This window comes from Streptomyces sp. NPDC031379 (genome assembly GCF_055569615.1).
Genome location: NZ_JBVIIT010000010.1, coordinates 249,839 through 270,213, shown reverse-complemented (window position 1 = coordinate 270,213; position 20,375 = coordinate 249,839). Strand labels below are relative to the sequence as shown.

At 71.7% G+C, this 20,375-nt stretch carries 18 protein-coding genes; 13 read left to right on the top strand and 5 right to left on the bottom strand.

Going from position 1 to position 20,375, the window contains the following annotated elements; all coding sequences use genetic code 11:
* Positions 1-46 precede the first annotated feature (46 nt).
* Positions 47-1,732: a carbohydrate binding domain-containing protein gene (locus ACZ5CW_RS17330; protein ID WP_468602022.1), complete on the top strand. Its 1,686-nt coding sequence runs from the start codon at positions 47-49 to the stop codon at positions 1,730-1,732.
* Between the two features lie 81 nt (positions 1,733-1,813).
* Here ACZ5CW_RS17330 and ACZ5CW_RS17325 read toward each other — a convergent pair whose 3' ends face one another.
* Both ACZ5CW_RS17325 and ACZ5CW_RS17320 read right to left on the bottom strand, forming a co-directional pair.
* On the bottom strand, positions 1,814-3,151 hold the full coding sequence (locus tag ACZ5CW_RS17325) for a 6-phospho-beta-glucosidase (RefSeq protein WP_468602020.1): 1,338 nt from the start codon (positions 3,149-3,151) through the stop codon (positions 1,814-1,816).
* A gap of 198 nt (positions 3,152-3,349) precedes the next feature.
* The gene (locus tag ACZ5CW_RS17320; protein WP_468602018.1) at positions 3,350-3,688 is read right to left on the bottom strand and encodes a nuclear transport factor 2 family protein; all 339 of its coding nucleotides are present in this window, start codon (positions 3,686-3,688) and stop codon (positions 3,350-3,352) included.
* Between the two features lie 307 nt (positions 3,689-3,995).
* Between ACZ5CW_RS17320 and ACZ5CW_RS17315 the strand changes: the two genes are divergently transcribed.
* Positions 3,996-5,393 (top strand): glycoside hydrolase family 16 protein, encoded by a 1,398-nt coding sequence (locus ACZ5CW_RS17315; protein ID WP_468602016.1) that lies wholly within the window; start codon positions 3,996-3,998, stop codon positions 5,391-5,393.
* Between the two features lie 78 nt (positions 5,394-5,471).
* Here the strand turns inward: ACZ5CW_RS17315 and ACZ5CW_RS17310 are convergent, their stop codons facing one another.
* Positions 5,472-6,362 (bottom strand): helix-turn-helix domain-containing protein, encoded by an 891-nt coding sequence (locus tag ACZ5CW_RS17310; protein WP_468602014.1) that lies wholly within the window; start codon positions 6,360-6,362, stop codon positions 5,472-5,474.
* A gap of 146 nt (positions 6,363-6,508) precedes the next feature.
* On the opposite strand from ACZ5CW_RS17310, the gene tkt reads away from it, so the two are divergent.
* The 8 genes from tkt to ACZ5CW_RS17270 all read left to right on the top strand — a co-directional run bounded on the left by tkt (position 6,509) and on the right by ACZ5CW_RS17270 (position 16,275).
* Positions 6,509-8,584 (top strand): transketolase, encoded by a 2,076-nt coding sequence (tkt, locus tag ACZ5CW_RS17305; protein ID WP_468602012.1) that lies wholly within the window; start codon positions 6,509-6,511, stop codon positions 8,582-8,584.
* Between the two features lie 18 nt (positions 8,585-8,602).
* Complete coding sequence (gene tal, locus ACZ5CW_RS17300) at positions 8,603-9,745, top strand: transaldolase (RefSeq protein ID WP_468602010.1); 1,143 nt, start codon at positions 8,603-8,605, stop codon at positions 9,743-9,745.
* Complete coding sequence (zwf, locus tag ACZ5CW_RS17295; RefSeq protein ID WP_468602088.1) at positions 9,745-11,334, top strand: glucose-6-phosphate dehydrogenase; 1,590 nt, start codon at positions 9,745-9,747, stop codon at positions 11,332-11,334. The genes tal and zwf overlap by 1 nt, the downstream gene beginning before the upstream one ends.
* A complete protein-coding gene (gene opcA, locus ACZ5CW_RS17290; RefSeq protein WP_468602008.1) occupies positions 11,331-12,257 on the top strand; it encodes a glucose-6-phosphate dehydrogenase assembly protein OpcA in 927 nt (308 codons plus the stop codon). The genes zwf and opcA overlap by 4 nt, the downstream gene beginning before the upstream one ends.
* Before the next feature lies 1 nt (position 12,258).
* Complete coding sequence (gene pgi, locus ACZ5CW_RS17285) at positions 12,259-13,926, top strand: glucose-6-phosphate isomerase (protein WP_468602006.1); 1,668 nt, start codon at positions 12,259-12,261, stop codon at positions 13,924-13,926.
* A gap of 1 nt (position 13,927) precedes the next feature.
* The gene (gnd, locus tag ACZ5CW_RS17280; RefSeq protein WP_468602004.1) at positions 13,928-14,806 is read left to right on the top strand and encodes a phosphogluconate dehydrogenase (NAD(+)-dependent, decarboxylating); all 879 of its coding nucleotides are present in this window, start codon (positions 13,928-13,930) and stop codon (positions 14,804-14,806) included.
* Between the two features lie 6 nt (positions 14,807-14,812).
* Positions 14,813-15,406 carry a histidine phosphatase family protein gene (locus ACZ5CW_RS17275; RefSeq protein WP_468602002.1) on the top strand — a complete coding sequence of 198 codons (594 nt, stop codon included), beginning with the start codon at positions 14,813-14,815 and terminating at the stop codon, positions 15,404-15,406.
* A gap of 203 nt (positions 15,407-15,609) precedes the next feature.
* Positions 15,610-16,275 (top strand): TetR/AcrR family transcriptional regulator, encoded by a 666-nt coding sequence (locus ACZ5CW_RS17270; protein ID WP_468602000.1) that lies wholly within the window; start codon positions 15,610-15,612, stop codon positions 16,273-16,275.
* 43 nt (positions 16,276-16,318) lie between these two features.
* On the opposite strand, the gene ACZ5CW_RS17265 is transcribed toward ACZ5CW_RS17270, so the two are convergent.
* Positions 16,319-16,915, bottom strand: a complete 597-nt coding sequence (locus tag ACZ5CW_RS17265; protein WP_468602086.1) for a TetR/AcrR family transcriptional regulator — start codon at positions 16,913-16,915, stop codon at positions 16,319-16,321.
* Between the two features lie 99 nt (positions 16,916-17,014).
* Between ACZ5CW_RS17265 and ACZ5CW_RS17260 the strand changes: the two genes are divergently transcribed.
* Positions 17,015-17,893, top strand: a complete 879-nt coding sequence (locus ACZ5CW_RS17260) for an NAD(P)-dependent oxidoreductase (RefSeq protein WP_468602084.1) — start codon at positions 17,015-17,017, stop codon at positions 17,891-17,893.
* 19 nt (positions 17,894-17,912) lie between these two features.
* On the opposite strand, the gene ACZ5CW_RS17255 is transcribed toward ACZ5CW_RS17260, so the two are convergent.
* Positions 17,913-18,350 carry a PPOX class F420-dependent oxidoreductase gene (locus tag ACZ5CW_RS17255; RefSeq protein WP_468601998.1) on the bottom strand — a complete coding sequence of 146 codons (438 nt, stop codon included), beginning with the start codon at positions 18,348-18,350 and terminating at the stop codon, positions 17,913-17,915.
* 90 nt (positions 18,351-18,440) lie between these two features.
* Here ACZ5CW_RS17255 and ACZ5CW_RS17250 point away from each other — a divergent pair, with 90 nt between their 5' ends.
* Both ACZ5CW_RS17250 and ACZ5CW_RS17245 read left to right on the top strand, forming a co-directional pair.
* A complete protein-coding gene (locus ACZ5CW_RS17250) occupies positions 18,441-19,022 on the top strand; it encodes a TetR/AcrR family transcriptional regulator (protein WP_468601996.1) in 582 nt (193 codons plus the stop codon).
* Positions 19,019-20,368 (top strand): MFS transporter, encoded by a 1,350-nt coding sequence (locus ACZ5CW_RS17245; RefSeq protein WP_468601994.1) that lies wholly within the window; start codon positions 19,019-19,021, stop codon positions 20,366-20,368. The genes ACZ5CW_RS17250 and ACZ5CW_RS17245 overlap by 4 nt, the downstream gene beginning before the upstream one ends.
* The last annotated feature ends 7 nt before the right edge of the window (positions 20,369-20,375 follow it).

Below are 20,375 nucleotides of genomic sequence, written 5' to 3'. Positions count from 1 at the left end.
CACTCCCCTGCACTCCCGAACACCCCCATCCCCACAGGGAGATCGCGTGCGCCACATATTCGGGCGTCCCAGACGCCGGCTTCTCGCTCTGCTCGGTTCCGCGGCCCTCGCGCTCGGCGGGGCCGTCGCCCTCCCCGGTACGGCCCAGGCGGCCAACCTCCTCACCAACCCCGGCTTCGAGTCCGGCGGCCTCTCCCCCTGGACCTGCACCGGCAACCTCGGCTCGATCGTCTCCTCGCCCGTGCACGGCGGCTCCAAGGCACTGCAGGGCGCGGTGACCGCGAGCGACAACGCCCGGTGCAGCCAGACGGTCACCGTGCAGCCCAACACGACGTACACCCTGAGCGGTTGGGTGCGCGGCAGCTATGTGTACCTCGGCGTCGACGGCGGCGCCTCCACCTGGACCTCGTCCCCGTCCGCGTACAGCCGGCTCAGCGTCCCCTTCACCACCGGTGCCTCACAGACCAGCGCCACCATCTATGTGAACGGCTGGTACGCCCAGGGCACCTACTACGCCGACGACATCAGCCTCGACGGCCCGGGCGGCGGGGGCGGTGGTGACACCCAGGCGCCGACCGCGCCCAGCGGGCTCACCTCCACCGGCAAGACCTCCTCGAGCGTGTCGCTGAAGTGGAACGCGGCCACCGACAACGTGGGCGTGACGGCGTACGACATCTACAGCGGCGGCAGCCCGGTGCTCAGCGTCTCGGGCACGTCCGCCACGGTCAGCGGGCTGTCCCCGAGCACGGGTTACACGTTCACCGTGCGGGCGCGGGACGCGGCCGGGAACGCCTCGCCCGCATCCGGCTCCGTGACGGTGACGACCGACGCGGGCAGCGGCGGCGGTACCGGGTTCAAGCAGGCGGCCCCGTACCTGTACGAGGGCTGGGGCGATCCGCCGAACCCGACGACGGTGATGAGCGCGACCGGCGTCAAGTGGTTCACGATGGCGTTCGTGCTGGACTCCGGTGGCTGCACGCCGGCCTGGGACGGCAGCCGGGCACTGACCGGCGGCGTGGACCAGACGGCGATCAACCAGATCCGTTCCGCGGGCGGTGACATCGTCCCGTCGTTCGGCGGCTGGTCGGGCAGCAAGCTCGGCGCCAACTGCTCCTCGGCGAGCGCGCTCGCCGGGGCCGTCCAGAAAGTGGTCGACGCCTACGGCCTGAAGGCCGTCGACTTCGACATCGAGAACACCGACGAGTTCGAGAACGAGGCCGTACAGGCGAAGATCCTCACCGCGCTGAAGACGGTCAAGGCCAACAACCCCGGCCTGAAGACCATCGTCACCTTCGGCACGTCCACCACCGGGCCGACGTACTACGGCAACCGGCTCATCGAGCAGGCGCAGGCGCTCGGCGCGAACATCGACGTGTTCACCATCATGCCGTTCGACTTCGGCGGCGGCTCGGACATGTACGGCAACACCGTGAACGCCACCGAAGGACTGAAGAACAAGCTGAAGTCCGCCTTCGGCTGGGACGACACGACCGCCTACGCCCACATCGGCATCTCCGGCATGAACGGTCTGTCCGACCAGCAGGAGACGACCACTCCGGCGGTCTGGACCCAGATCCGCGACTGGGCGAACTCCCACCACATCGCCCGGCTCGCCTTCTGGTCGGTCAACCGGGACCGGCCGTGCGCGGGCGGCGGCGTGGTGAGCAACTGCTCCGGCATCAGCCAGAGCAACTGGCAGTTCACCTCGATCACGGCCGGTTTCACCGGCTGACGGCCGGGGCCTGACGGCGGAGGGCCGCTCGGCGGAGCGGCCCTCCCTGCCTTCGGCGGGCCTCGGCCGTGAACGAAACGGCTATGTGAGGTACGCCAGGCCGGGATGGACCTCGGTGTAACCCTCGACCAGCCTGCGGGCCACGGTGACCGAGTCGACCAGCGGGTGCAGCGCGAAGGCCTTCACGGCCGTCGCACGGGAACCGGACCCGGCCGCGGCGAGCACCTCGCGCTCGACGGCCTTGACCGAGCAGACCAGTCCGGCGGCGTGGCCGGGCAGCGGGCCGGCGGCCAGCGGATGGGCGCCGTTCGCGTCGACCAGACAGGGGACCTCGATCACCGCGTCGGCGTCGAGGACGGACAGGGTGGACCGGTTGCGGACGTTGAGGATGAGGGTGGTGCGTTCGTCGCGGGCGATGGCCCGCATCAGGGCCAGGGCGACCTTCTCGTAGCCGCCGGAGAGATCGTCGGCCTCGCGCTCGCCCGCCCCGGCGCTCTCCCGGTTCTCCGCCATGTAGGTCGCCTCGCGCTCGGCGCGGGTGCGGTCCCAGGCGGGCAGCGCGGCGACGCCCGGGTCGACCGCCTCCTCGTAGAACCTGGCCTGCTGGTCGCGCAGGAAGGCGCCGCGGGTCTTCCCGGCCTCCTGGTAGGCGCGCACCGTCTCCCGGTTGAAGTAGTAGTAGTGCAGGTACTCGTTGGGGATCGCGCCGAGCGACCGCAGCCAGTCGGTGCCGAAGAGCCTGCCCTCCTCGAAGGAGCCGAGCAGCTCGGGGTCGCCGAGCAGGCGCGGGAGCAGGTCCCGTCCGGCGACGTGCAGCCCGCGCACCCAGCCGAGGTGGTTGAGGCCGACGTAGTCGACGAAGGCCTCCTTCGGGTCGGCGCCGAGAACACGGGCGATGCGGCGGCCGAGGCCGACCGGTGAGTCGCAGATACCGATGACGCGGTCGCCGAGGTGGTGGGACATGGCCTCGGTGACCAGGCCTGCCGGGTTGGTGAAGTTGATGACCCAGGCATCGGGGGCGAGACGGGCCACGCGCCGGGCGATGTCGACGGCGACGGGAACGGTGCGCAGACCGTAGGCGATCCCGCCCGCGCCGACGGTCTCCTGGCCGAGCACGCCTTCCGCCAGCGCGACCCGTTCGTCGTTCGCCCGGCCTTCCAGGCCGCCGACGCGGATCGCGGAGAAGACGAAGTCGGCGCCGCGCAGGGCCTCGTCGAGGTCGGTGCAGGCGGTCACCTCGGGTGCGTCCGGGATGCCGGCGGCCTGCTCGGCCAGCACCCGGGTCACGGCCAACAGCCGGCGGTCGTCCAGGTCGTGCAGGACGACCTCGGTGACCCGTCCCTCGGCACGGTCGGCCAGCAGTGCGCCGTACACCAGCGGCACCCGGAACCCGCCGCCGCCCAGAATCGTCAGCTTCACGCCCGCACCCTTCCCGGGATTCCCGCCCGGACCGCCTCGACACCCTGCCTCGCCCGGGGCGGACCGGGTCGCCGGTCCCACCGGCGTGATCAGGGCCGCCGCACGCGCCAGCAACACTACTCGTCGCCGTCACCCACTGCCGTGCTCACCTCCGCTCGGCCATGGCCGCCGCCGGCCCCACGGCCGCCGGCACCCGGTTCACTCCTTGCCGCCGAAGAAGACCCGCACCTCCCGGAGGAGGCCGTCGCGCACGGTGACCGCCTCGACGTTGCGGTACCGCTCGCCGCCGGTCAGCTCGTACGCGTACTCGACGAGGACCAGCTCCTCGTCCACGGCGACGAGGTGCAGGATCCGCTGCTCGGTGAACCGCTCGGCGGTGGGGAAGCAGCGCTCGAAGAACGCCGCCTTGTCGATGTGGTCGTCCTGGGGGCTGGTGAAGGTGAAGTCGTCGGCGTAGAGAGGAAGGGCCGCCTCGCGGTCCTGTGACCGGTAGAGGCGGAACGCCGCCTCGACGACGCCGGCCGGAGAACCGTTCATGCGCTGTCCTCGGTCGGATGGGTGACCGTACTCGCGCCACGATAGGTCCGGGTCCGCGGGTTCCGGCGGACGGCGCCCCCGCGCGTCACCCTCGCGTGTCCGCGCGGAGCCGGCTCAGGGCGGGCGTGGGCAGGACCGGCTTCAGCCGGTGAACTCCCGTGCACGGATGCGACTTTCCTTGTTTCAAGTCTTGACGGCCGACGGGGCGGGGAGCACATTGTCGGCAGCTTGAGAGCGCTCTCAGTTGTGGACGTGGGAGCGCTTCCATACGGCTTTCCTCACATCCCCGCACCCGAGAGGCTCCCCCATGAGCGCATCCTCCGGCATATCCAGACCCCGTCCGCTGCGGCGCGCACTCGTCGCCGTCGCCGCCACCCTCGGCCTGGCCGCGGCCGTCGCCACGGCCGCCACCGCACCCGCAGACGCCTCCGCGCCCACGCCCCCCTCGGGCTGGACGCAGGTCTTCGCGGACGACTTCAACGGCGCGGCCGGCTCCGGCGTCAACACCGCCGACTGGCAGTACGACACCGGTACTTCCTATCCCGGCGGCGCCGCCAACTGGGGCACCGGCGAGGTCGAGACGATGACGTCGAGCACCAGCAACGTCGCTCTGGACGGCAACGGGAACCTGCTCATCACCCCGCGCCGCGACGCCTCCGGCAACTGGACCTCCGGCCGGATCGAGACCACCCGCACCGACTTCCAGCCCCCGGCCGGCGGCAAGCTGCGCGTCCAGGCCCGGATCCAGATGCCCAATGTCACCGGCGCCGCCGCGAAGGGCTACTGGCCGGCGTTCTGGATGCTCGGGTCGCCGTTCCGCGGCAACTACTGGAACTGGCCGAGCGTCGGCGAGCTGGACATCATGGAGAACGTCCAGGGCCTGAACACCGAATGGGCCACGATGCACTGCGGCACGAACCCCGGCGGCCCGTGCAACGAGACCTCGGGCATCGGCAACTCCACCTCCTGCACCGGCACCACCTGCCAGGCCGGCTTCCACACCTACGCGATGGAGTGGGACCGCTCGACGAGCCCCGAGGAGATCCGCTTCTCCCTCGACGGCGCCACCTTCCACACCGTGCGGGCCAACCAGGTCGACGCGACGACCTGGGCCAACGCCACCAACCACGGCTACTTCCTCATCCTCAACGTGGCGATGGGCGGCGGCTTCCCGGCCGCGTTCGGCGGCGGCCCGGACAGCGGGACCGAGCCGGGCCACCCGATGGTCGTGGACTACGTGCAGGTCCTGCAGTCCTCGGGCGGGGGCGGCACCACTCCCCCGCCCTCCGGCAACCGGGACGCCTACAGCGCCATCCAGGCCGAGTCCTACGACAGCCAGTCCGGCGTCGGGACCGAGACGACCACGGACACGGGCGGCGGCCAGAACATCGCCTCGCTCGCGAACGGCGACTGGGCGCTGTACAAGGGCGTCGACTTCGGTTCGACGGCGGCGAGGCAGTTCTACGCCAGGGTCGCGAGCGGCGCCGCGGGCGGAGTCAGCGGTCTGGTGGAAGTACGCCTGGACAGCCGCGGCAACGCGCCCATCGGCAGTTTCGCCCTGGCCGGCACGGGCGGGTGGCAGTCCTGGCGGACGGTCCCGGCGAACATCGGCGCGGTGACCGGGACCCATGACGTCTATCTCACCTTCACCAGCGGCCAGCCGGCCGACTTCGTGAACGTGAACTGGTTCGACTTCGGCCACTGACCCGCCGCCCGCGGACGGCGGCAGTGCGAGGGGGCGGGCCCGACGGCCCGCCCCCTCAGCGCCTTCCGGCCCGTCCCTTCAGCGCAGCTCGGCCCGGAACGCCACCGGCGTCTGACCGGTGTGCAGGTGGAAGAACTTGGAGAAGTTCGCCGCGTCGGGGAAGCCCACGGCCACGCCGACGCGGCCGATCGGCAGGTCCGTGTGGGCGAGGAGGCGCTTGGCCTCCAGGACGACGCGTTTGTCGATGAAGCCCTTCGGGGTCTCGCCGGTGGCCGCGCGGACGGCGCGGACGAGGGTGCGGCGGGAGTAGCCGAGGGCGTCCGCGTAGGCGCTGACGCTGTGGTTGGCGGGGAAGCCCTGCTCGACGGCGTCCCGGAAGCGGGTGAACGTGGTGTCCGCCCGCCGCCGGGACGCCTCGGCCGAACTGGCCGCGAGATGGGCGAGGCGCAGCAGGAACGCGGTCAGGCTGTGCCGGAGGACGGCCGTGTGCAGGCTGAGCGGGAGCGTCGCGGTGTCCTCGTACTCGCGGCGCAGCTGGTCGAGGGCCGTTTGGAGTGCTCCCAGCTGGGCCGGATCGGGGTGCAGCAGCGGTGGCAGGTCGTAGCGGTAGAGGCCGGTGGCCTCGACGGTGGCCCGTGGCAGAAAGCCGGGCTGCATGGTGAGGACGGTTCCGCGGTACACGGACTCGCGGGAGAACCGGTGGACCTGTCCGGGGCGGATCCACAGCAGGTCGCCGGCCGTCGCCTCGTACTCGGCGAAGTCGATCATGTGCCGTACGGGGCCGTCGGTGAAGAGCATGACCACGTGGAAGTCGATGCGGTGGACGCGGTGCAGGGGGGCGTCGGCGTGCCAGGTGCGGTCGGTCCCCATGGGGCCGACCTGCATGCCGACGCCACCGACGGCCAGGTCGACCGGGAAGGGGAAGGTTCTGATCCCGTCACCGTCAGCTTGGTCTCTTATGGCTGCCATGTCCTTTTCGTGCCGCCCCTGTCGCGCGATCGCTGTCCCAGATTCACCACAGGCTGACACACCCCGCCCTTCCTTCGAAAAAGTCAGACTTTTAAGTTTGAACGCGTCCGGCCAGCCCTTCCGCACTGAACGAGGACTTCTTGAAGATGACCACGCAGACTTCCGACAGCTTCGAGTGGACCGACCTCGACCGGCGAGCCGTGGACACTGCCCGTCTTCTGGCGGCCGACGCGGTGCAGAAGGTCGGCAACGGCCACCCGGGCACGGCGATGAGCCTGGCGCCCGCCGCGTACACGATCTTTCAGAAGGTGATGCGACACGACCCGGCCGACCCCGAGTGGACAGGCCGTGACCGCTTCGTGCTCTCCCCCGGCCACACCTCGCTGACCCTCTACACCCAGCTGTTCCTCGCCGGCTACGAGCTGGAGCTGGAGGACCTGAAGGCGTTCCGCACGCACGGCTCGAAGACGCCGGGTCACCCCGAGTACGGGCACACCGCCGGTGTGGAGACCACCACCGGCCCGCTCGGCCAGGGCGTCGCGAACGCCGTCGGCATGGCGATGGCCGCCCGCTACGAGCGCGGCCTGTTCGACCCGGAGGCCCCGCAGGGCGAGTCCCCCTTCGACCACACCGTCTGGGCGATCGTCTCCGACGGCGACCTGGAGGAGGGCGTCTCCGCCGAGGCCTCCTCGCTCGCCGGCCACCAGAAGCTCGGCAACCTGGTCTTCCTCTACGACGACAACCACATCTCCATCGAGGGCGACACCGCGACCGCCTTCTCCGAGGACGTGCTGAAGCGGTACGAGGCCTACGGCTGGCACACCCAGCGCATCGAGCCGGCCGCCGGCGGCGACATCGACGTACCCGCCCTGCACGCGGCGCTGACGGCCGCCCGGGCGGAGACCGAACGACCCTCGATCATCGCGATGCGCACGATCATCGCCTGGCCCGCCCCGAACGCGCAGAACACCGAGGCCTCCCACGGCTCGGCGCTCGGCGCGGACGAGATCGCCGCCACCAAGCGCGTCCTCGGCTTCGACCCCGAGCAGAGCTTCGAGGTCACCGACGAGGTCCTGAAGCACACCCGCCAAGCCCTGGACCGGGGTGCCGAGGCGCACGCGGCCTGGGACAAGCGGATCGCCGAGTGGCGTGCCGCCCAGCCCGGGCGGGCCGAGCTGTTCGACCGCGTCAGCAAGGGCGAGCTGCCCGAGGGCTGGCAGGACACCCTGCCGGTGTTCGAGGAGGGCAAGGCCGTCGCGACGCGTGCCGCCTCCGGCAAGGTGCTGCAGGCGCTCGGCCCGGTGCTGCCGGAGCTGTGGGGCGGCTCCGCCGACCTGGCCGGCTCCAACAACACCACCATCGACAAGGCCAGCTCCTTCCTGCCGAAGGGCAACCCGCTGCCCGAGGCCGACCCGTACGGCCGTACCGTGCACTTCGGCATCCGCGAGTTCTCCATGGCCGCGGAGATGAACGGCATCGCCCTGCACGGCAACACCCGCGTCTACGGCGGCACCTTCCTCGTCTTCTCCGACTACATGCGCAACGCCGTCCGGATGTCGGCGCTGATGCAGCTGCCGGTGACGTACGTGTGGACGCACGACTCCATCGGCCTCGGCGAGGACGGCCCCACCCACCAGCCGGTCGAGCACCTGGCCTCGCTGCGCGCCATCCCGGGCCTGAACGTCGTCCGCCCGGCGGACGCCAACGAGACCACGATCGCCTGGGCCGAGATCCTGAAGAGGCACGCCACGAACCCCGCCCCGCACGGGCTCGCGCTCACCCGCCAGGGCGTGCCGACGTACGCGCCGAACGAGGACACGGCCAAGGGCGGCTACGTACTGCGCGAGTCCTCGACCGAGGTCCCGGAGGTGGTCATCATCGCGACGGGCTCCGAGGTGCAGCTGGCCGTGGCCGCGCGGGAGCGGCTGGAGGCCGAGGGGACCGGCACCCGCGTGGTCTCGATGCCGTGCGTGGAGTGGTTCGAGGAGCAGCCGCGCGAGTACCGCGAGCGGGTGCTGCCGCCGGCCGTGAAGGCCCGGGTCGCCGTCGAGGCCGGCATCGGCCTGACCTGGTACCGGTTCGTCGGCGACGCCGGACGCATCGTCTCGCTCGAGCACTTCGGTGCCTCCGCGGACGCCGGGACCCTGTTCGCCGAGTTCGGCTTCACCCCTGAGAACGTCGCCGCCGCAGCCCGCGAGTCGCTCGCTGCCGCGCGCGCCTGATACCGACGCGAAAGAAAGATGATCACTGTGACTGAAGCAATCGCCACCCCGGGAGCCCTCAAGCGCCTCGCCGACGAGGGCGTGTCGATCTGGCTGGACGACCTGTCCCGCAAGCGGATCACCTCGGGCAGCCTCGCCGAACTGGTGGCGAGCGGCAGTGCCGTCGGTGTCACGACGAACCCGTCGATCTTCCAGGCCGCCATCGGCTCCGGGGAGGGCTACGAGGAGCAGCTGACCGACCTCGCCGTACGGGGTGTCACGGTCGACGAGGCCGTGCGGATGATGACGACCGCCGACGTGCGGGCCGCCGCCGACGTGCTGGACTCCGTGTACACCGCCTCCGGCGGCCGTGACGGCCGGGTCTCCATCGAGGTCGACCCCCGCCTCGCCCACGACACGGTGGCCACCGTCGCCGAGGCCAAGCAGCTGGCCTGGCTGGTCGACCGGCCCAACGTGATGATCAAGATCCCGGCGACCGAGGCGGGTCTCCCGGCGATCACCGAGGTCATCGGCCTGGGCATCAGCGTCAACGTGACGCTGATCTTCTCCCTGGAGCGCTACCGCCAGGTCATGGCCGCCTACCTGGCCGGCCTGGAGAAGGCACGTGAGCGCGGTATAGACCTGTCGACCGTCCACTCGGTGGCGTCCTTCTTCGTCTCCCGCGTGGACAGCGAGATCGACAAGCGGCTGACCGCCCTCGGCACCGACGAGGCCCTCGCGCTCAAGGGCCGCGCGGCCCTCGCCAACGCCCGCCTCGCCTACGAGGCCTACGAGGATGTCTTCTCGTCCGACCGCTGGTCGGCCCTCGCCGGGGACAAGGCGAACAAGCAGCGTCCGCTGTGGGCGTCCACCGGTGTGAAGGACCCCGCCTACAAGGACACGCTGTACGTGGACGAGCTGGTCGCGCCGGGCACGGTCAACACGATGCCGGAGGGCACCCTGAACGCGGTCGCCGACCACGGCGAGATCACCGGTGACACGGTGACCGGCGGCTACGCGCAGGCCCGCGCCGACCTGGCCGCCGTCGAGCGGCTCGGCATCTCCTACGACGAGGTCGTCCAGCAGCTGGAGGACGAGGGCGTCGCCAAGTTCGAGGCGGCCTGGCAGGACCTGCTGGACGCCGTCTCCACGTCCCTGGAGAACAAGGGAGTTGACGCGTGATGACGAACCAGGCTCCTGAGGCCCCGGCCGCGCAGCAAGAGGTGCGCGTGCCGGTGGCCCCGGCCGCCGACTGGGTGAACCCGCTCCGGGACGCCCGCGACCGCCGGCTCCCCCGCATCGCGGGCCCCTCCGGTCTGGTCATCTTCGGTGTGACCGGTGACCTGTCCCGCAAGAAGCTGATGCCGGCCGTGTACGACCTGGCCAACCGCGGCCTGCTGCCGCCGGGCTTCTCCCTCGTCGGGTTCGCCCGCCGGGACTGGGAGGACCAGGACTTCGCGCAGGTCGTGCACGACGCGGTGCGCGAGCACTCCCGCACCCCGTTCCGCGAGGAGGTCTGGCAGCAGCTCTCCGAGGGCATGCGGTTCATCCCCGGCGACTTCGACGACGACACCGCCTTCAAGCAGCTGAAGGGCGCCGTCGACGAACTCGACGCCTCCCGCGGCACCGGCGGCAACTTCGCGTTCTACCTCTCGGTGCCGCCGAAGTTCTTCCCGAAGGTCGTGCAGCAGCTGAAGAAGCACGGCCTGGCGAGCCCGCCGCAGGGCTCCTGGCGGCGCGCGGTCATCGAGAAGCCGTTCGGCCACGACCTGGGCAGCGCCCGCGACCTGAACGCGATCGTGCACGAGGTGTTCGAGCCGGACCAGGTGTTCCGGATCGACCACTACCTCGGCAAGGAGACCGTCCAGAACATCCTGGCGCTGCGCTTCGCCAACCAGATGTACGAGCCGATCTGGAACCGGTCGTACGTCGACCACGTGCAGATCACCATGGCCGAGGACATCGGGATCGGCGGCCGGGCCGGCTACTACGACGGCATCGGCGCCGCCCGTGACGTCATCCAGAACCACCTGCTGCAGCTGATGGCGCTGACCGCCATGGAGGAGCCGATCGCGTTCGACGCGGAGGCGCTGCTCACCGAGAAGCTGAAGGTGCTGAAGTCGGTGCGGCTGCCGGAGGACCTGGGCAGGCACACCGTGCGCGCCCAGTACGCGGCCGGCTGGCAGGGCGGCGAGAAGGTCGTCGGCTACCTCCAGGAGGAGGGCATCGACCCCAAGTCGAAGACCGACACCTTCGCCGCGATCAAGCTGGGCGTCGACAACCGCCGCTGGGCGGGCGTCCCCTTCTACCTGCGCGCCGGAAAGCGGCTCGGCCGCCGGGTCACCGAGATCGCGGTGGTCTTCAAGCGGGCCCCGCACTCCCCGTTCGACTCCACCGCCACCGAGGAGCTGGGCCAGAACGCGATCGTCATCCGCGTCCAGCCGGACGAGGGCATGACCGTGCGGTTCGGCTCGAAGGTGCCGGGCACGTCGATGGAGATCCGGGACGTGTCGATGGACTTCGCCTACGGCGAGTCGTTCACCGAGTCGAGCCCGGAGGCGTACGAGCGGCTCATCCTGGACGTGCTGCTCGGCGACGCCAACCTGTTCCCCCGTCACCAGGAAGTGGAAGAGTCCTGGAAGATCCTCGACCCGATCGAGGAGTACTGGACGGCGCACGGCAGGCCGGCGAGTTACGCGTCGGGCAGCTGGGGACCGAGGGAAGCGGACGAGATGCTCGCACGAGACGGACGGAGCTGGCGCAGGCCATGAAGATCGATCTGACCGACACCACGGCAAGCAAGATCAACAAGGCGCTGGTGCGAGGCCGCCGCGCCATCGGCACCCCGGCCGTGGGGATGGTCCTGACGATGGTCATCGTCACGGACGAGGAGAACGCCTACGACTCGCTGAAGGCGGCCGAGGAGGCCTCGCACGAGCACCCCTCGCGCACCCTGGTCGTCATCAAGCGGCACGCCCGCACGCTGCGCGACCGCACCGCCTCCCGCCTGGACGCCGAGGTCCGGGTCGGCTCGGAGGCGGGCACCGGCGAGACGGTCGTGCTGCGCACCTACGGCGAGGTGTCCGACCACGCCGACTCGGTGGTCCTGCCGCTGCTGCTGCCGGACGCCCCGGTGGTGGTGTGGTGGCCCGTGGACGCGCCCGACACCCCCTCCAAGGACCCGCTCGGCGCCCTCGCCCAGCGCCGGATCACCGACCTGTACGCCGTCGAGCGCCCGCTCGAGGTGCTGGAGACCCGGATGCGCAACTACGCGCCCGGCGACACCGATCTCGCCTGGACCCGGCTCACCCCGTGGCGGTCCATGCTGGCCGCCGCCCTGGACCAGGCGCGGGTGAAGGTGACGTCGGCGGCCGTCGAGGCCGAGGCGGACAACCCCAGCGCCGAGCTGCTGGCCCGCTGGCTGGAGGCCCGCCTGGGCGTCTCCGTGGACCGCGTGGTCACCGCGGGTCCTGTCGTCACCGCCGTGCGCCTGGGCACCCCGAACGGCGAGATCGTCATCGACCGCCCCGAGGGCCCGCTCGCGCAGCTGTCCCTGCCCGGGCAGCCGCCGCGCACCCTCGCCCTGAAGGTCCGCCTCACCTCCGAACTCATCGCCGAGGAGCTGCGCCGCCTCGACGCCGACGAGATGTACGCCATCGCCCTCCAGGGCGAGGCCACCAAGGAGAACGCCTGACATGTCCGACGCACCGTCAGACACCCCCAAGCTCACCCGCAGGCCCGAGTGGACGGCCCTCGCCGATCACCGCGCCGAGGGGCAGCCGCACCTGCGCGAGCTGTTCGCGACGGACCCCGGCCGCGCCGAGCGGTACGTCGTGCGGGTGGGCGATCTGCACATCGACTACAGCAAGCACCTGATCACCGACGAGACCCTGGCGCTGCTCCAGGAACTCGCGACCGCCACCGGCGTGTTCGCGCTGCGGGACGCCATGTTCCGCGGTGACAGGATCAATGTCACCGAGGACCGGGCCGTGCTGCACACCGCGCTGCGGGCCCCGCGGGACGCCGTGATCGAGGTCGACGGCGAGAACGTCGTGCCGAAGGTCCACGCGGTCCTCGACAAGATGGCCGGCTTCGCCGACCGGGTCCGCTCGGGCGAGTGGACCGGCCACACCGGCAAGCGCATCAAGAACGTGGTCAACATCGGCATCGGCGGCTCCGACCTCGGTCCCGCGATGGCCTACGAGGCACTGCGCCCGTACACCGCACGGGAGTCGACGTTCCGGTTCGTGTCGAACGTGGACGGCTCGGACCTGCACGAGGCCGTCCGCGACCTGGACCCGGCGGAGACGCTGTTCATCGTCGCGTCCAAGACCTTCACCACGATCGAGACGATCACGAACGCGACCTCGGCCCGCTCCTGGCTGCTGAAGGCGTTCGACGGCGAGGAGAAGGCCGTCGCCCGGCACTTCGTGGCCCTGTCCACGAACGCGGAGAAGGTGACCGCGTTCGGCATCGACCCGGACAACATGTTCGAGTTCTGGGACTGGGTCGGCGGCCGCTACTCGTACGACTCGGCCATCGGCCTGTCCCTGATGATCGCCATCGGCCCGGACCGGTTCCGGGAGATGCTCGACGGTTTCCGGATCGTCGACGACCACTTCCGCACCGCACCCGCGGAGGCCAACGCGCCGCTGCTGCTGGGCCTGCTGGGCGTCTGGTACAACAACTTCTTCGACGCCCAGTCGCACGCGGTGCTGCCGTACAGCCACTACCTGTCCAAGTTCACCGCGTACCTGCAGCAGCTGGACATGGAGTCCAACGGCAAGTCGGTGCAGCGTGCGGGCGACCCGGTGGAGTGGCAGACCGGACCGGTCGTGTGGGGCACGCCCGGCACCAACGGGCAGCACGCCTACTACCAGCTGATCCACCAGGGCACCAAGCTGATCCCGGCCGACTTCATCGGCTTCGCCCGCCCCGTCGACGAGCTGAGCGGTGAACTCAAGGCCCAGCACGACCTGCTGATGGCCAACTTCTTCGCCCAGACCCAGGCCCTCGCCTTCGGCAAGACCGCCGAGGAGGTCCGCGCGGAGGGCGTGCCCGAGGAGCAGGTGACGCACCGCACGTTCAAGGGCGACCACCCCACGACCACGGTCCTCGCCACCGAACTGACCCCGTCCGTGCTCGGGCAGCTGATCGCCCTCTACGAGCACAAGGTGTTCGTGCAGGGCGCGGTGTGGAACATCGACTCCTTCGACCAGTGGGGCGTGGAACTCGGCAAGGTCCTCGCCAAGCGCGTCGAGCCCGCCCTCACCGAGGGCGCGGACGTGCCCGGTCTCGACCCGTCCACCAAGGCCCTCGTCGCCGCCTACCGCACTCTCAAGAACGCTCAGGAAGTGAACTGACATGCAGCTTGGTCTGATCGGCCTCGGCAAGATGGGCGGCAACATGCGCGAGCGGATCCGCCGCGCCGGCCACACCGTCATCGGCTACGACCGCAACCCCGAGGTCTCCGACGTCAAGAGCCTCGCCGAACTGGTCGAGAAGCTGGACGCGCCCCGCCAGGTGTGGGTGATGGTGCCGGCGGGCACCGCCACCCAGACCGTCGTCGACGAACTCGGCGACCTGCTGGAGCCCGGCGACACGGTGATCGACGGCGGCAACTCGCGCTGGACGGACGACGAGAAGCACGCCGCCGCGCTGGGCATCAAGGGCATCGGCTTCGTCGACGCCGGTGTCTCCGGTGGCGTGTGGGGCCTGCAGAACGGCTACGCGCTCATGGTCGGCGGTGACAAGGAGCACGTGGACCGGCTGCAGCCGATCTTCGACGCGCTCAAGCCGGAGGGCCCCTACGGGTACGTCCACGCCGGCCGGGTCGGCGCGGGGCACTTCTCGAAGATGGTCCACAACGGCATCGAGTACGCCATGATGCAGGCCTACGCCGAGGGCTGGGAGCTGCTGGAGAAGGTGCACTCGGTGGAGAACGTCCGCGAGGTGTTCCGCTCCTGGCAGGAGGGCACCGTCATCCGCTCCTGGCTGCTGGACCTCGCGGTCAACGCCCTGGACGAGGACGAGCACCTGCAGAAGCTGCGCGGCTACGCGGAGGACTCCGGCGAGGGCCGCTGGACCGTGGAGGCGGCCATCGACAACGCGGTGCCGCTCCCCGCGATCACCGCTTCCCTGTTCGCCCGGTTCGCCTCCCGCCAGGACGACTCACCGCAGATGAAGATGATCGCGGCGCTGCGCAACCAGTTCGGCGGCCACGCGGTCGAGAAGAAGGACTGACCCGCCGTGGGGGACCTTCTGCTGGTCCGCCACGGTGAGACGGAGTGGAGCCTGTCGGGACAGCACACCAGCTGGACCGACCTGCCCCTCACGGAGCGCGGCGAGGAACAGGCCAAGTCCCTCGCCCCGCTCCTCACCGGCCGGACCTACGCCCTCGCGCTGGCCAGCCCGCTGGGCCGCGCGCTGCGCACCGCCGAACTGGCGGGTCTCATCGGGGTCGTGCCCGACCCCGACCTGCACGAATGGGACTACGGCGGCTACGAGGGCATCACCACCGCCGACATCCACCGCACCCGGCCCGACTGGGATCTGTGGACCGACGGCGTGCCGCCCGGCCCGGAGGGACACCCGGGCGAGTCGCCCGAGGAGATCGGCGCCCGCGCGGACCGGGTCCTGGCCCGCGTCACCGCCGCCCTGGCCGAGGACGCGGGCGACGTGATCCTCGTCGCGCACGCCCACTTCCTGCGGGTGCTCACCGCCCGCCGGCTGAGCCTGCCGCCCGCCGAGGGCCGCCTGTTCCAGCTGGCGACCGGCACGGTCGGCCGCCTCTCCACGGAGCACGGGCGGCCCGTGATCGCGGAGTGGAACAGACGCCCGTAACCGCCCTGCCGACGGCCCGGGTCACCTCGTGTGACCCGGGCCGCGGTCGTGCAGCGGGCCCCCGGCCTCACCGGCCGCCGCCCCGCGTGACAGCCGTGCGGGATGTGAGGAAGTCCTCCGCGGGGATCCGCGGCCCTGCTTCTACAATCACCGGCACGCGAACGCGCGTGCCGCCCAGGCGTCCCACGGCCCGAAGGAAACCGATGACGAGCGTCGAAGAACCGCTGCGACCCGCGGCGCGTGTGCGCGACGCGGCCCGGACCAAGGGCGAGATCCTCGATGTGGCCACCCAGGAGTTCGCGCGGGCCGGCTACGACGGCGCCCGGGTCGACGAGATCGCGGCCCGCACCCGCACCACGAAGCGGATGATCTACTACTACTTCGGCGGCAAGGAGCAGCTCTTCACGGCCGTGCTGGAGCGGGCGTACGGGGAGATCCGGGAGGCCGAGCGGCAGCTGGACGTGGAACACCTGGACCCGGTCGCGGCGATCCGGCGCCTCGCCGAGCTGGCCTTCGACCACCATGAGCGGCACCCGGACTTCATCCGTCTGGTCAGCATCGAGAACATCCACGGCGCCGAGCACATCGCCGCCTCCGAGAAGCTCGGCAGGATCGGCTCCCCGGCGCTGGAGGTGATCCGCCGGATCCTGGCCGCCGGGCGGGAGTCCGGGCTCTTCACGGCCGACGTGGACGCGGTCGACCTGCACGCGATGATCAGCTCGTTCTGCTTCTTCCGGGTCGCCAACCGGCACACTTTCGGCGCCCTGTTCGGCCGGGACCTGGTGGATCCCGCCCAGCGGGAGCGGTACCGGACCATGCTCGGGGACATGGTGATCGCCTACCTCACGGCGGAGCGGTCCGCGGTCTGACGGTCTCCCGCTCGGAGGGGGTCCCGGTCACGCACGTCCGCGGTCATTCCGCCGGGGCCACCGCCGCGTCGAGCAGAGGCCCGAGTTCCCGTACGACGGTCGTCAGGGGCCGTACGTCCCGTTCGGCGCGGGCGAGGATGATCGCTCCCTCCAGGGTGCTGATCATCAGCGTGGCCAGGGACCCGGCACGGGCCCCGGGGACGCCCATGCCGGTGAGGGCCTCGGCGAGCGGGGCCCGCCAGGTCGCGAACGCGGCGGCCACCGCCTCGCGGGTCGAGGTGCCGGCCGCGGCGCAGTCGATGGTGGCGGCGGCGACCGGGCAGCCGGCGGCGAATCCGTCCGCGGCGTACTCGTCGCTCCACTGCGCGACCATCGCCGCGAACAGCCCGCCGGGGCTCGGCTCGTCCAGCCCGGCCAGGAAGCGCGCGATCCGCCGGCCCGCGTACCGCCCGGCCCAGTCGACGGCCTCGTTGACCAGTTGCTCCTTGCCGCCCGGGAAGTAGTGCTGGAGGGAGCCCCGCGGTGCCCCGGCATGCGCCGCGACCTCGCGCATACCGGTCGCGGCGACCCCGTCACGGCGGATGAGCTGCGCCGCGCTGAACACCATCCGCTCCCGCGGTCCCCGCCGTACGTCGCCCATCGCCGACCTCCGATCCTCGCCCCACTCTATGACCGGCGTCATAACACCCGCTACTATGACCGCTGTCATAGTCGGCCCGTGGAGCGAAGGGCGGTCCCCGTGAACGTCGGTTTCATCGGCCTCGGAGTGATGGGCCGGCCCATGGCGCTGCGGCTGGCCCGCGCCGGAACGCCCCTCGTGGTGTGGAACCGGACCCCGGAACGCGCCGGACCACTGCGGGCGGCCGGGGCCACGGTCGCCGCCGACGCCGGCGAGGTGTTCGCGCGGGCGGACGTGGTGCTGCTGATGCTCGCCGACGAGGCCGCGACGGACGCCGTCCTGGGCCGCGGCACCCCCGCCCTGGCCGCACGCGTCGCGGGACGCACGGTCGTCCACATGGGCACGACCTCCCCCGAGTACTCCCGCGCCCTGGAGAGCGACGTCCGCGCCGCCGGCGGCCGGTACGTCGAGGCACCCGTCTCCGGATCACGGGTCCCGGCGGAACAGGGGCGGCTGGTGGCCATGCTCGCCGGCGAGGAGGCCGTCGTGGACGCCGTACGGCCGCTGCTCACCCCGATGTGCCGGGAGTCGTTCGCGTGCGGCCCGGTGCCCGGCGCCCTGCTGATGAAGCTGTCCGTGAACCTCTTCCTGATCACCCTGGTGACCGGACTGACGGAAGCGTTCCACTTCGCCGAGCGACAGGGCCTGGACCGGCGGCTCTTCCTGGACGTCCTCGAGGCGGGACCCATGGCCAGCGGGGTCTCCCGGATGAAGGCACCCAAGCTGCGCGAGCGGGACTTCGCGGTGCAGGCTGCCGCGCTGGACGTGCTGAAGAACAACCGGCTCATCGCCGAGGCGGCCCGCAAGGCCCGTCTCGCCTCACCACTGCTCGACGTCTGCCACGCCCTGTTCGAGGAGACGGTGGCACAGGGCCACGGCGGCGAGGACATGGTCGCCGTGCTGCGGGCGATCGAGGCGCGGACCGCCGAGGCACCGTGAACCCGCCGCCGCCCGGAGGTCAGCGCTTCGGGGCCCCGTAGACCCGCTCCACGCGCAGGCGCACCACGAGGCGGCGGTCGCGGACCATCGCGGCCCGGTAGTCGTCCCAGTCCGGGTGCTCGCCGAGCACGTCCCGGTAGAGCCGGATCAGCTCCTCGACGGTCTCGTCGTGCGGGTCCCGGGCCACCGGGGACAGCTCGGCCGTGCCCTCGGCGACGGCGTACGCCCAGCGGTCGCTGCTGGTGACGTGGTACGAGGCACGCGGATCGCGGCGCAGGTTGCGGGTCTTGGCGCGGTCGTCGGTGACCGAGATCCGGATGACCCGCTCGTCGGGGTAGTAGGCGTGGCTGACGTTGGACAGCTGGGGGCGGCCGTCGCGCTTGAGGGTGACCAGCACCCCGCCGTGGCCGTCGGAGAGCAGATCGAACAGTGCGTCCTGCGCGGAGTCCTGGGTCATGACTGGGTCAACCCGCCGCACCGGGCCGCGCATTCCCGTACGCGCAAGCAGCGGTAGACACTGTCTACGCGAGGCTGGTAGACAGTGTCTATGACTGAGTCCGACACCGGCCTGCGGGCCCGCCTGGTCGACGTGGGCGTGGAGCTGCTCGCCACCGAGGGGCTGCAGGCGCTCACCCTGCGGGAGATCGCCCGGCGTGCGGGGGTCTCGCACGGGGCGCCGCGCCGCTACTTCCCCACCCATCTGGAACTGCTGTCGGCCATCGCCCGGCGGGGCTTCGCCGACCTGGCCGACCGGGCGCGCGCGGCGCTCGGGCACGGCCCCGACGCTCCCCGGGCCCAAGTGGCCGCACTGGCACGGACGTACGTGGAGTTCGCACTGGACAACCCCGGCATGTACGAGCTGATGTTCCGTCACGACCTGCTGGAGAGCGGGCACCTGGGGCTGCGGGGGACCAGCTTGCCGTTGTTCTCCCTGCTCGCGGACCTGGTCGGCCGGGTCCGCCCCGAGGCCGACGCCCGGCAGGTGGCCGGCGCGCTGTGGGCGAACCTGCACGGCATCGCCCAGCTGTGGCGCTGGCGCAGCCTCCAACTCGCCCTCGGCGAGGAGGACTTCGGGCCGCTCCTCGACACGGTCCTGATCGCACACCTCGGCCCCGGGGACGGCCGGTGAACCAGCGGTGGACCCTGGCGAGCAGCGTCGCGGGCGCGGTGATCGTCGCGCTCGACGGTACGGTCCTCACGGTCGCGCAGCCCAGCCTGCAACGGGACATGCACGCGACCTTCGCCGAGGTGCAGTGGACCAGCACCGCCTATCTGATCGCGGTGGCGAGCCTGCTGGTGTTCGCGGGGCGGCTCGGCGACCGGTACGGACAGCGGCGGGTGTTCGCGCTCGGCATGCTGGGGTTCGGGGCGGCCTCGGCGGCCCTCGGCCTCGCCCCCGGGGTGGGCTGGGTGATCGGACTGCGGGCGGTGCAGGGCGTGTTCGGGGCGCTGCTGCAGCCGGCCACGCTCGGCATGCTGCGGGCCGCGTACCCGGCGGACGGGCTCGCGACACCCCTCGCCGTGCGGACCGGCGCGATCGGGCTGGCCGCGGCAGCGGGCCCGCTGGTGGGCGGGGCGCTGGTGTCGGGCCTGGGATGGCGGGCGGTGTTCTTCGTCAACGTGCTGCCCGCACTCGCCTTCGGCCTGCCGGCCCTGCTACGGCCGGACCGCGGCCCGGCGGGCTCCCGGACCCCGCTGGACCTGCCGGGCGCGGTGCTGCTCGCGGTGACGCTGGCCTGTCTGGTGCACACCCTGGCCGTCCGGCCCGCCTCCCCGGTCGGAGCCGTCGTCGCCCTGGTCGCGGCCGTCGCCCTGGTCCGGCACGAGCGGCGGACGGCAAGCCCTCTGCTGCCGCCCCGGGTGATCGGCTCGCGGGCGGTCGGGGCGGCCCTCGGCGTCCTGGTCGCCGTGTCCGCGTCCCTGTTCGGCACCCTGTTCGTCGCCACCTACGTGCTGCAGCGCCGCCTCGGCCTCGACCCGTTCCACAGCGCGCTGCGCAGCCTGCCGCTGGCGGTGCTGATGATCGTCGCCGCGGCCCTGTGTCCCGTGCTGCTGCGCCGGTTCGGGGCGCGCACCACCACGGGAGCCGCGACGGCCGTGCTCGCGCTCGGCGTCCTCCTGCTGTCCCGGGCCGCCGCCACGCCCGCCCTGGCGTGCGGGTTCGCCCTGCTGGGTGCCGGTTTCGGCACGGTGATGGTGGCGGCCACCCACGTGGTCGTACGACGGGCGGACGTGGCGGTGGCGGGGGTGGCCGGCGGGCTGCAGCAGACCGCGCTGAACATCGGCCCCGCCATGGGTGTGGCCGCGGCCACCGCGCTGCTGGGCGCGGGCACCGGCCCGGCGCTGCTCGTCCTGGCGGCCGTGGCCGCGCTCGGTGTGCCCCTGGCCGGGGCGCTGCCCGGGCCCGCGAGCGTCGCGTCGATCACACACTCCGCTGATGAGCGGGTCCCCGGCGGTGATCCTGCGCGACGATGAGAGAGGA

Coding starts and splice junctions, on each gene's coding strand:
- ACZ5CW_RS17320 (WP_468602018.1), bottom strand. CDS start 3,688: ATGAACGGTTCTCCGGCCGGCGTCGTCGAGGCGGCGTTCCGCCTCTAC.
- ACZ5CW_RS17315 (WP_468602016.1), top strand. CDS start 3,996: ATGAGCGCATCCTCCGGCATATCCAGACCCCGTCCGCTGCGGCGCGCA.
- ACZ5CW_RS17310 (WP_468602014.1), bottom strand. CDS start 6,362: ATGGCAGCCATAAGAGACCAAGCTGACGGTGACGGGATCAGAACCTTC.
- tkt (WP_468602012.1), top strand. CDS start 6,509: ATGACCACGCAGACTTCCGACAGCTTCGAGTGGACCGACCTCGACCGG.
- tal (WP_468602010.1), top strand. CDS start 8,603: ATGATCACTGTGACTGAAGCAATCGCCACCCCGGGAGCCCTCAAGCGC.
- zwf (WP_468602088.1), top strand. CDS start 9,745: ATGACGAACCAGGCTCCTGAGGCCCCGGCCGCGCAGCAAGAGGTGCGC.
- opcA (WP_468602008.1), top strand. CDS start 11,331: ATGAAGATCGATCTGACCGACACCACGGCAAGCAAGATCAACAAGGCG.
- pgi (WP_468602006.1), top strand. CDS start 12,259: ATGTCCGACGCACCGTCAGACACCCCCAAGCTCACCCGCAGGCCCGAG.
- gnd (WP_468602004.1), top strand. CDS start 13,928: ATGCAGCTTGGTCTGATCGGCCTCGGCAAGATGGGCGGCAACATGCGC.
- ACZ5CW_RS17270 (WP_468602000.1), top strand. CDS start 15,610: ATGACGAGCGTCGAAGAACCGCTGCGACCCGCGGCGCGTGTGCGCGAC.
- ACZ5CW_RS17265 (WP_468602086.1), bottom strand. CDS start 16,915: ATGGGCGACGTACGGCGGGGACCGCGGGAGCGGATGGTGTTCAGCGCG.
- ACZ5CW_RS17255 (WP_468601998.1), bottom strand. CDS start 18,350: ATGACCCAGGACTCCGCGCAGGACGCACTGTTCGATCTGCTCTCCGAC.
- ACZ5CW_RS17250 (WP_468601996.1), top strand. CDS start 18,441: ATGACTGAGTCCGACACCGGCCTGCGGGCCCGCCTGGTCGACGTGGGC.